This window comes from Sporosarcina ureae DSM 2281 (genome assembly GCF_000425545.1).
Classification (GTDB): Bacteria; Bacillota; Bacilli; order Bacillales_A; family Planococcaceae; genus Sporosarcina; species Sporosarcina ureae.
Genome location: NZ_AUDQ01000015.1, coordinates 23,474 through 37,680, shown reverse-complemented (window position 1 = coordinate 37,680; position 14,207 = coordinate 23,474). Strand labels below are relative to the sequence as shown.

14 protein-coding genes are annotated in these 14,207 nt (G+C 40.9%); 9 read left to right on the top strand and 5 right to left on the bottom strand.

The window, feature by feature from the left end; translation table 11 throughout:
* The first annotated feature begins 12 nt into the window (after window positions 1-12).
* The 4 genes from H605_RS0113695 (at window position 13) to H605_RS17935 (ending at window position 2,779) form a co-directional block, all read left to right on the top strand.
* Window positions 13-867 (top strand): CvfB family protein, encoded by an 855-nt coding sequence (locus H605_RS0113695; RefSeq protein WP_029054748.1) that lies wholly within the window; start codon window positions 13-15, stop codon window positions 865-867.
* 63 nt (window positions 868-930) lie between these two features.
* A complete protein-coding gene (locus tag H605_RS0113690) occupies window positions 931-1,818 on the top strand; it encodes a DUF1002 domain-containing protein (protein ID WP_029054747.1) in 888 nt (295 codons plus the stop codon).
* A gap of 91 nt (window positions 1,819-1,909) precedes the next feature.
* A complete protein-coding gene (locus H605_RS0113685) occupies window positions 1,910-2,191 on the top strand; it encodes a GNAT family N-acetyltransferase (protein ID WP_029054746.1) in 282 nt (93 codons plus the stop codon).
* A 114-nt stretch (window positions 2,192-2,305) separates the two neighbouring features.
* Complete coding sequence (locus tag H605_RS17935) at window positions 2,306-2,779, top strand: DUF4064 domain-containing protein (protein ID WP_051210597.1); 474 nt, start codon at window positions 2,306-2,308, stop codon at window positions 2,777-2,779.
* Window positions 2,780-2,907: 128 nt separating this feature from the next.
* On the opposite strand, the gene H605_RS17930 is transcribed toward H605_RS17935, so the two are convergent.
* On the bottom strand, window positions 2,908-3,405 hold the full coding sequence (locus tag H605_RS17930; protein WP_051210596.1) for a GNAT family N-acetyltransferase: 498 nt from the start codon (window positions 3,403-3,405) through the stop codon (window positions 2,908-2,910).
* A 268-nt stretch (window positions 3,406-3,673) separates the two neighbouring features.
* On the opposite strand from H605_RS17930, the gene H605_RS0113670 reads away from it, so the two are divergent.
* The 4 genes from H605_RS0113670 to H605_RS0113655 all read left to right on the top strand — a co-directional run bounded on the left by H605_RS0113670 (window position 3,674) and on the right by H605_RS0113655 (window position 6,172).
* On the top strand, window positions 3,674-4,066 hold the full coding sequence (locus H605_RS0113670) for a hypothetical protein (protein WP_232321190.1): 393 nt from the start codon (window positions 3,674-3,676) through the stop codon (window positions 4,064-4,066).
* Window positions 4,067-4,237: 171 nt separating this feature from the next.
* Window positions 4,238-5,020 carry a helix-turn-helix domain-containing protein gene (locus H605_RS17925; protein ID WP_051210595.1) on the top strand — a complete coding sequence of 261 codons (783 nt, stop codon included), beginning with the start codon at window positions 4,238-4,240 and terminating at the stop codon, window positions 5,018-5,020.
* 57 nt (window positions 5,021-5,077) lie between these two features.
* On the top strand, window positions 5,078-5,860 hold the full coding sequence (gene yidC / locus H605_RS0113660; protein WP_029054744.1) for a membrane protein insertase YidC: 783 nt from the start codon (window positions 5,078-5,080) through the stop codon (window positions 5,858-5,860).
* Between the two features lie 63 nt (window positions 5,861-5,923).
* Window positions 5,924-6,172: a hypothetical protein gene (locus H605_RS0113655; RefSeq protein ID WP_029054743.1), complete on the top strand. Its 249-nt coding sequence runs from the start codon at window positions 5,924-5,926 to the stop codon at window positions 6,170-6,172.
* A 23-nt stretch (window positions 6,173-6,195) separates the two neighbouring features.
* Here H605_RS0113655 and H605_RS0113650 read toward each other — a convergent pair whose 3' ends face one another.
* Window positions 6,196-7,371 (bottom strand): MFS transporter, encoded by a 1,176-nt coding sequence (locus H605_RS0113650; protein WP_029054742.1) that lies wholly within the window; start codon window positions 7,369-7,371, stop codon window positions 6,196-6,198.
* Between the two features lie 172 nt (window positions 7,372-7,543).
* On the opposite strand from H605_RS0113650, the gene H605_RS0113645 reads away from it, so the two are divergent.
* On the top strand, window positions 7,544-8,494 hold the full coding sequence (locus tag H605_RS0113645) for a M15 family metallopeptidase (protein WP_029054741.1): 951 nt from the start codon (window positions 7,544-7,546) through the stop codon (window positions 8,492-8,494).
* A gap of 42 nt (window positions 8,495-8,536) precedes the next feature.
* On the opposite strand, the gene cls is transcribed toward H605_RS0113645, so the two are convergent.
* From cls to H605_RS0113630, 3 genes are all read right to left on the bottom strand, one after another.
* Entirely contained in the window at window positions 8,537-9,988 is a 1,452-nt protein-coding gene (cls, locus tag H605_RS0113640; protein WP_029054740.1) for a cardiolipin synthase, read from the bottom strand.
* Window positions 9,989-10,086: 98 nt separating this feature from the next.
* Window positions 10,087-11,262 (bottom strand): MFS transporter, encoded by a 1,176-nt coding sequence (locus tag H605_RS0113635; protein ID WP_029054739.1) that lies wholly within the window; start codon window positions 11,260-11,262, stop codon window positions 10,087-10,089.
* Between the two features lie 535 nt (window positions 11,263-11,797).
* Window positions 11,798-14,203, bottom strand: a complete 2,406-nt coding sequence (locus H605_RS0113630) for a heavy metal translocating P-type ATPase (protein ID WP_029054738.1) — start codon at window positions 14,201-14,203, stop codon at window positions 11,798-11,800.
* Window positions 14,204-14,207: the final 4 nt, after the last annotated feature.

Below are 14,207 nucleotides of genomic sequence, written 5' to 3'. Positions count from 1 at the left end.
GGATTATCTTATATGACATTATTACAACCAGGTACACTCGCAACACTTGAAATTCTTCGCAAAGAAGGGTCACGCTTTGTATTGGACGCTGCCGGAGAAGAAATCTATATGAATGAATCTGAAGCACCGGATGCACAAGAACAATCGACAATCGAAGTTTTTCTTTACATCAATAGAAGGGGTGAGCTGACAGGCACTGCACAAATACCGTCAGTAACCGTTCATTCATTCGGCTGGGCAAAAGTGATTCGTTTGGAAAGAAGTGAAGGGGCCTATGTAGATATCGGCGCATCCTTTGAAGTGCTGATCAATCGGGCGGACTTCCCACAAATTAAAGAATTATGGCCGCAACCAGGCGATGAGCTGTATATGACGCTTCGTTCAGATCCAGGCGGCAACTTGTTCGGACGTCTAGTGACTGAAGAAAGAATCCAGGAGCACTATACAATGGCGGAAACAGATATGTACAATCAGAATGTCAAAGCAAGAGCGTACCGCCTGCTACCAATCGGTACATTTTTATTGACTGAAGATATCCAACGTATTTTCGTTCACGAAACAGAGCGTAAAGCAGAGCCAAGATTAGGTGAAGAAGTAGATGTTCGTATTATTGAAGTCCATGATGATGGCACGATGAACGGCTCGTTATTGCCGAGAAAGCAAGATCGTTTACAGTCAGATGGTGAACAGATTTTAGCCTATTTAGAACAGTCAGGCGGTAAAATGCCGTTTACTGATAAATCCACTCCTGAAGAAATTGATGAAATGTTCCAGATGAGTAAGGGCGCTTTCAAACGGGCACTTGGCACGTTGATGAGAGAACGAAGAATTACACAACAAGACGGTTGGACAACTCTTATATTATAATAAGCGCAACTTTTCTATGAACCTCAACGTATCTATACATATAGAACAAGGAGGAGTGACTGTATGAAAAAAGGATTAGCCTCTCTATTGGCTTTTATGATGATGGTTGCAATTATAGCGCCATGTGCAGTATCAGCAGATGAAGTCATCAATGAAAAGCTTGGAGTTCCGATTGTAGTATATGGTTCAAATTTATCGGATAGTGAAAAAGCGAGTGTGAAAGAAAGTCTAAAAGTAGCTGAGGAAGCTGAAGTGGAAGAACTATCAGTAGACGGCAATGATTTGATCAAATATATCCCTGGCGGCGACCGAAATGCCCGAATGTATTCTTCGGCTAAAATCACTAGACAAGAAGAAGGCGAAGGTCTTGTCATCAATATTGTGACACCGGATCATATCACACAAGTTACGGCGGACATGTATGCAACTGCTATGATGACAGCAGGTATTGAAGACGCCGTCGTTGAAGTGGCGGCACCCAAGAAAGTAACAGGTCACTCAGCTCTCGTTGGAATCTACAAAGCGTATGAAGTGTCGGGAGAGGTTCTCGATACCGAGCGTACGGATGTAGCAAATGATGAATTGAGTCTGGCAACGAGGCTTTCAGAAAAAGCAGGCGTTGATCAAGACGAAGTAGCCAATTTGTTGACAGAGATTAAAAAACAGATCTCGGAACAAAAGCCTGCGACAAAGGAAGACGTAGAACAGATCGTCCATGATCAATTGCAAAAATTCAATATAGAGTTAAATGAAGCAGATCGTCAATTGTTAATTGACCTAATGGATCGGATCTCAAAACTGGATATTGATTTCACGAAGCTTAATGAACAACTGTCCGACATGGCATCGAAAATTAAAGAAAAGTTAGGCGATATAGATCCAAGTTTCTGGGAAAAGGTAAAAGAGTTTTTCAGAAATATGGCAGATTCACTTAAATCTTTGTTTAGTTAAGTAGTCATTGTGGTACGTTATAGTTTAGAAGTATAACTATAAAGGAGAGATATGCATGAGTGAAAACAAAGACACAGAACAGCGCGAAGGAATGAATTTTGAGCTTGTTGATCTAGGTGGAACGAAGTATGCGTATCAGTATAAAGTGGCGGGAGATGTTAAGGCAGAAATCGAGTGGACTGAAGAAAGTGGGGTCATGACGATGACACATACCTATACAGACGACTCGTTGCGTGGCCAAGGAGTCGCAAAAAAGCTACTTGACCAAGCAGCTGAAAATGCACGTGAAAAAGGATTAAAGATGAAAGCGGTCTGTTCATATGTAGTGAATGCTTTCGACCGAAGTGATGATTATAACGATGTAAAAGCATAAGTCGTATGATGGAACGGGTACGTTCTAGATGTTCCACATCACTTTTTGAAACTTTTCTCAACTCCTTGCGTATAGGTAATAGAGAAATAAACTAGCAGAAGAGGATGACGTGGAATGATTAATCGTACAGCAGAGCGTGTGCTTGGAATCATATCAGCCATTTTATTGGCGCTTGGTGTGATCGGTTCCGCCCTCGTAGCATTCATTTGGAATATGGCAAGTACGGATCCAACGTTCATGGATGAATTCCGTGAAGGCATTGTAAGTGAGGGTGTATTAAACACAGAAGAAATAGACATGTTCATGTCGTTCATGGGCTCTTTTTCGACTGTCATTTGGATCTTGGTTGCTGTAGCTTTCATAGGCCTGGTATTGAATATTATTGGTCTAGTAAAAGTTTGGAACAATAAGAGTCCAAAAACTGCCGGTATATTATTCATCATTGCCGGCCTGCTAGGTGGAATCCTATCCTTGGCATCCATCTTACTCTACATTGCAGCCATCCTTTGCTTTACAAAGAAGCCGCCAATGGCTCCAGGACCTTCACCTGATGAGTACGTCTCAACGCAGTCCAATTGGATGAGCTAAATAGCTATAAACACGCAAAGACCCTTTTCCTAAAGAAAAGGGTCTTTGCTAGTAGATCAGTATTCACACTATATTACACAAAATAATCTACTTGATTAACGGTATAAGTACAATTCTGGCTTTTTATTTCATGTATGTGCATGCTGTGTAATAGGCAATGTATAATGAAGAGTATTTACGGAAATGCCTTCGAACAACTCGGAGAACGATTCTACAAAACTAAATCCTTGTTTTGCATAGAAGTCTTGGAGCGTCATATCATTCTGGTCTACATACACATCCACGTTTACGGCATCCTGCAACGTAGCCAATGCTGCTTTCAATAACGCATCTTCATATCCGCAGTTCAGATGTGTTGGAAGCATATGAAGTGCCGTTACCTCACTTTCGCCATCCACATCAATCGGTGTATAGCTTAAATATCCTACAGGATTTTCTTGCTCATCTAACGCAAGTAAAACCATTGTTTTTTCCAGTTGTTTCTTCAACATTAAATCAGAATAGGTTCGCTCGATAAATGTCTCGATCACGTCTGCGGGTATATGTTTTGAAAATGTATGCTGCCAAGCAGTAAGGGCAATCTCTTGAACATCTTGAATATCTTCTACTGTCATTTTACGAATCATAGTGATCTCACCTCTAGTTCTCTTTCTACATAGTATAACAAAATACACTTTGCAAAACTACTATGCGCCGAAAACGAAAATTACTACGTAGGCGATTGAAAAGTAGTAAAGTATGCATTAAGCATAAACAGTAAATAAAATAGTACATTTAAATTTACAATTACTAAGTAACTAACTGAACTGAAAACGTTTGAAAGTAAGACTACGGGGTATATTAAGCAGTAGATAGAAAATCGCTACAATTACATTACGACGGAGGATGGTAAATATGGCTAAAAAATCAAATGGTTTATTATTTGCAACACTTGCTGCAGGAGCTTACGCTTTCTTTAGCAAAAAAGAAAATCGAGATAAGGCAATGGAAACAGTAGGTGTGTTGAAGGAAAAGGTAGACACATTTGTTAATAACAATAAATTAGTTGACCAAGCGACTGAAAAAGTAGGTCATTCAGATCCGACAGATTTACGAGATAACAACATGGTATCCGAGGGAGCACAGACAAGTGTTCATTATTATAACCAAGCAGTACAGGATCCAGATAAAAAGGCTGCTGAAAAAGACGGCCTTTATAAGAAAAATGAAGACAAGAGCGATAATAAGCCACTATATAACAAGGACGAAACAACTAAGGAAGCGGAAAAAGACAATAAATCTAACTAAATCTAAACACAATAAAATACTAAAAGCGCCTCTTTTTAAGGGGCGCTTTAATATATATATAGCGTTAAATACATAAGGGGTAGATAATCCTGGGGAATAAGGTAAAATAATGTACATATAGTAATGCGTCTTGCGTAGTCATATATATATAGAATGAGTGGAGGGATACTCATGACTGGCAAGATAACAGAAGCCTCTAGTTTGGACTTGATCAGTGTTATTGACAAAGAGGGAAATACAGAACGAGCGAAGTTGTTTTTTTACCTGGAGCAACAATTTCTCCTACAGATCTTTAATTTGGAGCTAGGTAGCGCACGCTCTACGCTTAAGGAAATTCAGGGAGTTTTGTATGAGTATAAACCTAGATACTCATTCGAAGTCATAAAATACTATTTCATTACCCTCTCTTCCATCATGACAAGACGATTACAGAAAGCATCTATTTGTACTGAAGAAAATGCCTTGAGATTTAATGTAGCTTGTATAGAAATGATCCATACCAATTTACATACAGAAAACGTAAAGGAAATCGGAGATGAATTAGTCGAGTTCTACTACTATATCCTCAAGGGAAAAGTAAAACCTTCCCTTTCGCATGAAACGGTCAATGAAGTGATTCAGTACATAAATGCAAACGTTGAAAAGCCATTAATCGTTGAAGAAATTGCCAAACAGTTCAATGTTAGTACTAGCCACCTTTCTCGCATATTCCGAGAACATACATCTGTCACGTTGGTGGAATATATTACCATGCGAAAAATAGAAGAAATACAATTTTATTTACGTTTTTCTAATTTAAAAATTGCGGAAATTGCAGAGAGATTTCATTTCTGTAACCAAAGTTACTTCACACGTGTGTTTAAAAAGTATACGGGCTTAACACCTCGGCGCTTTCAGAAGGATTTGGACGGAAATTACTTTCGTTTTACTATAAAAAAAGGTGATTCGCTGTAAATTTATCGCTGTTTGCTGTATACTTTTCTTTAGTTTGAGATAGCGTAGGTGAAACCATTGAAGAAAAGAATAGGGCTCGTGAGTTTATTGGCAATTACTGCTGTGTTTTTGAGCGGTTGTTCCGGTGTGGAAAACAAAACAGGTATTTTCTACAGTACATTTGTAAGACCGATGGATTGGCTACTTCATTATCTAGGAGAAGCTTTTAATGGTAATTATGGTTTTGCAATCGTACTGATAACTGTAGCGATTCGTATAGTTTTGATGCCGTTGATGTTAAAAAACTATAAATCTCAACAAGAGATGAAGGTAAAGATGGATGGACTACGACCAGAAATGGAAGATATCCAAAAGCGTATGAAAGCATCGAAGGAATCTCAGGATAAAGAAGAGCAAATGAAGTTGCAGCAGGAAATGATGGGACTGTATTCTAAACATGGTGTCAATCCATTAAATATGGGTTGTTTACCGCTTGTAATTCAAATGCCAATCATTATGGGCTTGTACTTTGCTATCCTTTATGCACCACCTGAAGTGAAAGAACATGAATTCTTATGGTTTAAACTCGGTGAACCGGATATTATTATGATGTTAGTAGCCGGAGCTGTATACTTTGTCCAAGCGCGCGTGTCATTGTGGACAATGCCTGAACAGCAACAGAAACAAATGAAGTTATTCATTTACATGTCACCTATTATGATTATGTTCATTTCGTATACTGTAATGGCTGCTTTGCCACTGTATTGGGCAGTGGGAGGATTACTGTTAATCTTCCAAACGTATCTTGGACGTAAATTTTACTTTAAACATGTTGAACCACCAGTCGCGGAAGAAAAGTAAGGTACTGAGAAAGCTGGTGCATACCAGCTTTTTTTGTTGCCAACAATGGAGAGGAAGAGTCACATGAAATTGAAATGGATCATGGGCTTGGCAATTACAGCTTCTGCAGCAGCAGCGTTGTATTTTATCATCAAGTTAAATTTAGAATACGCCATTCTGTTCATGCTGATCATGTTTACCTTTACTAATGCCGCACGAACTATTATGTATAGAAATCAAGGTCTAATGCGTGAAGCGAAATGGATGCTTTGGATGGCGTTATTTTTCGGGGTAGGTTCACTTGGAGCATTAGCGTACATCTTACTGTTTTAACAAAAAGAAAGGCCGCTTTGGAATTAGCGACCTTTCTTTTTTTCAATATCGTGAGAAATAAGCTGCTTTGTCCAAAAAAGTACAATTAGTGCACCAGTGGAACAAACGGCCATACTTAAAAATGCCAAGCGCGGGGACTGGTCGTATAAATATCCAGCAGGGAAGGTCAGAAGTGCAGTACTCAAACTCAACGCTACTGCTGCATAGACACCTTGTGCAGAAGCAATGAGATGATGTGGTAAACTTTTTGATATGTATTGAATGAATGCAAAATGTGCCATGCCGAAAGATAGGGAGTGGAGAATCTGTGTTACGATAAATACACTAGTTATAGGGAAGAGGAAGATGGAAATCCAACGAATGGTAGAACCGGCTGCCGCTACTATGAATAAAGTCGACGTTTTGGCTCCTGAAAGCAACCGGTCTGCCTGCGTGAAAAATATGATTTCAAACAGTACAGCGATATTAAGGATCACCCCGACATAAAAACCGTTGATTCCCATCTCATCCAAAAAAATAAAACCATAGTTATAATAAGAAGCATGCGAGCCTTGAAGTAATATCGCAATACATAGCACGGTGACATAAGGTTTATTCGCAAACAAAGCCCGCAATTGACCCTTTTGGGCAACCGAACCTGTAACGGGGTGTTGTTGTAACACGGCTGGAGCAGATTGAAAGAAAAATATCAATCCCACACCGAGACCGATCATCATCATATACAAAATGGCTTGTTCATTCCAAATTGCCGTTACCGTACCGATCAATAGTAAGGCGACAGTGTAGCCGATTGAACCGAATGAGCGACTCTTACCGTAATGGATTCGCTCATGTTGCATCAATAATGAAGCGCCACTCTCAGCGCTTGGGAGAATGATAGGATATATGGCACTAAATAAAACCGTTAATACAAATAGGATCCCAAAGGGACTTTCCGGAAGATAAGCAAGCGCGAGAATGAAAGATAAAAAAGTAGTCCAACGTATAACGCGCAGAAGTGATATCTTTCGTGTAGCGTACGGAAATAGAAAAAACGTTGAAAAAGACCTAGCGATCATACCAACACCCATTATGAAGCTAGCTTGTGTCACGGATAGACCTTTTGATGAAGTCAACCAACCTGTCCAATAAGGTAAGAAGATGCCCCATGTAAAGAAAAATACGAAAAAGCTCATCGAGAGCCAACGTTGATTATTCAAATGCAAGACCTCACAATAATGACTGAATCTTTAGTTACGTAAATACTAGCATAAACAGACGTAAAAGAAAAATGGTGATACACTAGAATACGTAGTTTAAAACAGACTGTAAAATGTATATAAAAGAGAGTAGCAATTTAATAAGCGAGTCAGAAAGAAAGCAGGGTATAGCATGAGAAATAAAAAGGATGAATCGTTTGCCAGAAAGCGCAGAGGGAATAATAGATGGATAGATGGAGTTATTGTTCTACTCTTTATTATCCTTGTGGGCAGTGTGATATGGATCGGAACGAACGGGTGGAGTATGCAAAAGGCCGTTGACACTATTCGAAATGAAGCAGACCCGACGGCTGACTTTGCAGAAATAGAAAAGCCTTCGGATTCAGATAGTGCGGATACAACAGAACGTAGTGAAGAAAACACATCCTCATCTGACGTTTCAAGTGAAGAGCGACTTCGAGAGGTAGAAAAACCATTAATTGAAGAAGAACAGGAGGAAGAGGCAGTACAAGAAGAAAAGTCTCAAGGGAAAGCAGTGCCGCCAAATTCAGTGAAACCTTCTAATCCCACTAGCTATATAAAAGGACAAAAATTACCTGAAGAACCGAAGCTTGTTCAAGGTATATTGCTAGTCAATAAACAATACCCTTTGCCGGAGGACTATGCACCTGGAGAAAGCGAAGAAGCGAGAGAAGCGTTCAATGAATTAGCAGCATCGGCCGTTACATCGGGCATTAATTTGCAGGCATTCAGTACGTATCGTTCGTATGACTATCAAGTCACCTTATATAACCGATACGTGGAAAGAGACGGGCAAGAAGCGGCTGATCGTTATAGTGCGCGTCCTGGTTACTCAGAGCATCAAACCGGTCTTGCATTTGATATCGGCGAAGTTAATCATGAAAAACATTGGGCGTCGAATTCATTCGGTGATACTGAAGCAGCTAAGTGGCTTGCTGCCAATGCCCATCAATACGGATTTATCCTTCGTTACCCTGAAGGAAAAGAAGATAAGACTGGGTATATGCATGAATCTTGGCATTATCGTTATGTAGGAAAAGATAAGGCAGAACACATATTTAAACAAAATATTACTTTAGAAGAGTATTTAGGTGTACGATAAAAACGGTCGACAGAAGATAAATCTTCTGCCGGCCGTTTTGGTCTATAAGATGGGTGAAAGTAAGCGAGAGATGGATTCCTTTATTTTAATCAATCGTTCACGCTCCAAATAAGCATCCAGTGTCAGCTCGGTTGAAATTTGGATATCTTGCTCAAAAATTTCTGCCAACTCATGTGATTTTTCTCGATCATAGATGAAAGCATTCACTTCAAAATTCAAGCGAAAACTACGAACGTCTATATTCGCTGTTCCAACAGACGATACTTGATCATCCACTACAATTTGCTTGGCATGGATGAAACCATTTTCATAAATGTATACTCTTGCACCAGCTTTTAATAGAATGCCGACGTTCGAATAGGTTGCCCAGTAAACGAACATATGATCCGGTTTGTTGGGAATCATTATTCGTACGTCTACGCCTGATAGACATGCGATCCGAAGCGCATCCAACATACTTGTATCAGGAATAAAATAAGGTGTCTGAATATAGATGTAGTCTTTTGCCAGAAATATCATTTTCAAATAGCCATCTTTAATATCTTCCCACTCGGAATCAGGTCCGCTAGATACAATTTGCAAGCCGACATCTCCTTTGCGAGGAATGGCTGGGAAGAATCGTTCATTGTATTGAATATTCGTTTTAGGTGATGCTTGATTCCAATCGAGTATAAAGCGAGTCTGTAATGGATGAACCGCACTTCCTTCGATTCGGAGATGCGTGTCGCGCCAGTATCCGAACTTCTTACTGAGCCCCAAATATTCATCCCCGACGTTAAATCCTCCGATGTAACCAATTCGCCCGTCGATAATGACGATTTTCCGATGGTTTCGGTAATTTAAGCGAGGATTGATTAATGGTAGCAAGGCGGGGAAGAACGCAGCTACTTCACCACCGCTCTCCATCAATTTATGAAAGTTTTTCACATGCAAACCACGTGAACCAATATCGTCAAACAGCATCCGTACTTTCACACCTGATTTTGCTTTATTGATTAGAATCTCTTCAATCTGCTTTCCTATACCGTCTAGTCGGAATATATAATACTGAATATGGATATGATCACGAGCGTGTTCCAAGTCTTCAAGCAATGCGTCAAATTTATCGCGACCGTCCGTATATACTTGCACATCATTATCTTGTGTTAGTACGGAATGATTATTGCGTAAATGCAAATAAATCATATCATCATATTCTTCTGTGTCATTTTTTAGAAACTCAAACGTCTCGTTTTCTATGGCCTCGAGCTGATAATTAATCAGTTTCTCAATACCGATCTTATTTCTACCTTCCCAGCGGAATAAGTGTTTTTGACGTAATTGCCGACCGAGTAATAGATAGATAATGAAACCTAAAATAGGAATAAAAAACAGCACAAGCAACCATGCCCAAGTACTTGTAGGATCCCGACGCTCTAAAAATATTAAAGCAATCGCGAGAAATATGTTAATAATCAACGTGCTTGTGATAATCAAACTTATTACTTGCGTCATATGCTTCCTCCCGTAGGGTATATACTATTCCTTTACTATAGCGGAGTTGACGATAATAACCTATTTATAAAGGAAGGTGAAGTATCTTTTGCTCTATTTCAAGCAATTGCATCTGGTATATTTCGCAGAGAGCGAGGGGATTTCCGGAAAATAAATACCAGCCCTATGGATAGTAGCGCTATGATAGCGGAAACAAAGTACATATTACCTGCTTGCATTGTGAATACCCAGGTAAATAACAAGGGTCCAATAATACGCCCCATATTATCCATCGAGTATGAGAGACCTGCTGCGGTGCCATACATACCACCTGATTCTTTAGTTGTGAGAGATACGAGTACGGTCCGGACGAGTGCGTTACCAGCAGTGAACACGCTCATCGCAAAACCTGCCCAAAGTAAGCTTGTGGAAAATGGAATGAGTATGAGGCCAATTGCCGTAACGACCTGCGCAACGATAATCCACGAAGTTTCGGTACCATTTTTCACCCGTCGTACTACACCGCCTTGAATTGCTGCATCTACAAGACCGCTAGCCATAAACAAATACCCAAGTTGCAATGGTGTAATTTGAATTTTATCGATTTGGAAGAGTTGGAATGTCGCTTCTACACCGGCAAGTAAAAATGTGATTATGAATGAAGTAATAAATAGATAACGTATACGATACGTCCACAATGTAGAGGCGCCTTTCGGAATAATCGCCCGTTTATTTCCTTCACTATGACGATTAGGCTCTTTCAAAATAATCATAGCGTATACTGTTAATAATAATGTTAAAGTCCCAGAAGTGATGAATGGTAATTGTAAATGAACATCGCCCAGAATGCCGCCAATGGCTGGGCCGAAAATGAAGCCAAGACCAATTGACATACCGAGCAGACCCATATACTTATTTCGATTTTCCTCTGTCGTGATATCAGCGACAAAACCAGTTACGGCCGTATACAGCGCACCTGAGAAGATCCCACCTACTACGCGTGAAACATACAGCAATACAATATGGTGCATGAATGCCGCGAATAAAAAGAAGCTGACGCTGAAGCCGAGCAACCCGATCATAATTAACTTCTTTCTGCCAGTGCGGTCAGATAGCGCGCCCCATAATGGTGCAGTGAAAAACGAAGACAATGCATAAATCGTTAGCAAGCCACCGACATGTACTTCTGAAAAACCTTCGGCGAGGATAACCTCAGGTAAAATGGGAATGATGATGCCGAAGCCAAGATAAACGAAGAACTGAACGGACATTAGTAATAAGATCGTTTTCTTCATATGTAACCTGCTTTCTGAATGAATAGTTTCTTTCTCATCGTACGATGAATAAGGTCAGCATTCAAGTCTTAGCGGAGAATAGGGAGCTAGTATCGACGAGGGGATTGCACCTCCAGCAGAGAACACTTTCCGATAGGCGTGGCTTACCATATGTAGTTTATGAAAGCAAAGCGCAAGCTCCTAAAGCTTCGACTTTACTCGCAAAAGCTCTCCTTAGCTACGTCTCTCGTTGATCCATCGAAAGTCGCCGCTAACTTCCACTTCATTCCTAACTTCAAAGTGCAACGACGCAGATTACTCACTAACAATTGTGTGTCATTACAGTTGTCTTTGAACTTAGTTAAGGTCAAGTGCGTTTCAAGCTCATGAGCAAATTCAGAACAAACTACACCCCTAACTTTAATGTACAACAATAAGAAATCCCCACCCCGACACCACTGCCAGCTTTCCCATATATTATAGGGCAAGAACTCCAGCAAGGAAAAAACTGCCCCAAGAAGTCATGAATGACTCCCAGGACAGCCTAATACTTTTCTTAATGCAACTTCACACGCTGCAAACGTAAAGCGTTCAACACAACAGACACCGAACTAAACGCCATCGCAGCGCCTGCTAGCCATGGGGCCAACAAACCGACTGCCGCAATCGGAATACCAATTGAGTTATACGCCAACGCCCAGAACAAGTTCTGCTTTATATTCCGGACCGTCAACTTACTCATTTTCACCGTATCAACTACACGCAACAAATCACCATGCATGAGCGTCACGTCAGCCGCTTCCATCGCGACCGCCGTTCCAGTCCCCATTGCCATACCAATATCGGCTACCGCAAGAGCGGGCGCATCGTTAATACCGTCACCGACCATAGCTACACGCTTACCCTCAGCCTGTAAGGAGCGGATGACCTCCGCTTTACTGTCTGGCAATACGCCTGCAATGACTTGATCGATGCCTGCGGTATGTGCAATTGCTTGCGCTGTCATATGCTGATCTCCTGTTAACATGATGACATCAAGGTCCATCGCACGAAGCTCGGCAATTGCTTGCTTCGACGTATCTTTAATTGTGTCTGCGACTGCAATGATTGCTTCGTGTACGCCATCCACCGCCATGAACATAACGGTCTTGCCGTCGCCTTCCATTTGTTCTACAGAAGCAATCGTAGAATCAAATTCCACATTATGGTGAGAAAGTAGATTTCTTGTTCCTAGCAAAATATTTTGTCCGTCAATTACTGTTTGAATTCCGTAACCAGGAATCGCTTCGAATGACTCCACAGTAGGCAATGTAGAAAACTGTTGTAATCCGTGAGCCGTAATGGCTTTTGCAACGGGATGCTCGGAGTCACTTTCAGCCGCAGCAGCAAGGGAAAGCAAAGACATACGCTGTTTTTCATTGCGAACGTGGAAATCTGTTAATTCTGGATGACCTTTTGTAATTGTTCCTGTCTTATCAAACACAATGGTATCAATGGAACGGGTTTGTTCCATTGCTTCAGCAGTTTTAAATAACACGCCTTCTTCCGCTGCCCTTCCTGAACCTGCCATAATAGAAGTAGGGGTAGCAAGACCGAGTGCACAAGGACATGCGATGACTAAAACTGCAATCATGCTCGTTAGAGAAGCTTCGAAATTACCAGGTGCGACTACGAAATACCATATGATGAACGTAATGATCGCAATCCCGACGACGATAGGTACGAACACTCCGGATATCCGGTCAGCTAGTCTCTGAATTGGAGCCTTTGAACCTTGTGCTTCTTCTACGACGCGAATAATAGTGGAAAGCATCGTGTCTTTGCCGACATTCGATGCTTTTATCCGTAATGAACCATTAGCGTTCACGGTAGCTGCAAACACTTCATTGCCTGGTTGTTTATCTACAGGTAAACTTTCGCCCGTTAGCATCGATTCATCTACCGCGGAAGATCCGGATAATACCAGTCCATCTACGGGAATAGAAGCTCCTGGTCGAATGACTAGAATGTCTCCGTGCGTTACTTCATGGATGGATATTTCCACAGTTTCTCCGTTGCGCTCTAAGATAGCCACTTGCGGTTGCAACTTCATAAGATTTTTGATTGCATCTGAAGACCGACCTTTTGCTCGTGCCTCAAATAATTTACCTAATAAAATTAATGTAATCAACACTGCGCTTGTTTCGAAATATAAGCCGTGATCCAATGCGTAACCTGTCAACACAAGGTAAACGGAATAGAAATATGCGGCAGACGTACCCAGTACAACAAGTACATCCATATTGGCACTGCCGTTACGTAGTGCTGCATACGCGCCTTTATAGAACGTAGCGCCAATCCAAAACTGTACAGGTGTTGCTAATATCCACTGGAAATATGGATTCATAAAGATTTCAGGCACATACATCCAAGAAGTGAAGGAAAAATGTGCAAACATGGTCCATAAGAGCGGCAGTGAAAGAATAGATGAAATAATTAGCTTGCGCGTCTTGTCATTAATATCTTTCTGACGATGATCAGTTTGACTATCGGCCTCTTCTGTACGAGGTACTGCTTCATAACCGACCTTTTTGATTTTTTGTAAAATATCTGTCAATTCTAAAGCGGCAGGATCATAGTTTACGTGAGCTGTTTCAAGTGCTAAGTTGACGGTGGCGTTTTGAACGCCAGGCATTCGTGACAACACTTTCTCAATCCGTGCGGAACAAGCAGCACATGTCATGCCGCTAATATTGAGGTTCGCTTCTTCCATCAATACATCATAACCTAGCTTGCGAATTCGTTCTTCCACGTCAGTTAATCCGGTTTGGTTAGAATCAAATGTAACAGCCGCTTTTTCTGTAGCAAAATTGACAGTAGCTGTCGAAACACCGTCCATACGTTGCAAACCTTTTTCGATGCGGTTAGCACAAGCAGCACACGTCATGCCTGTAATAGCAATTTCCTTTTTTTGCTCATTCATGATG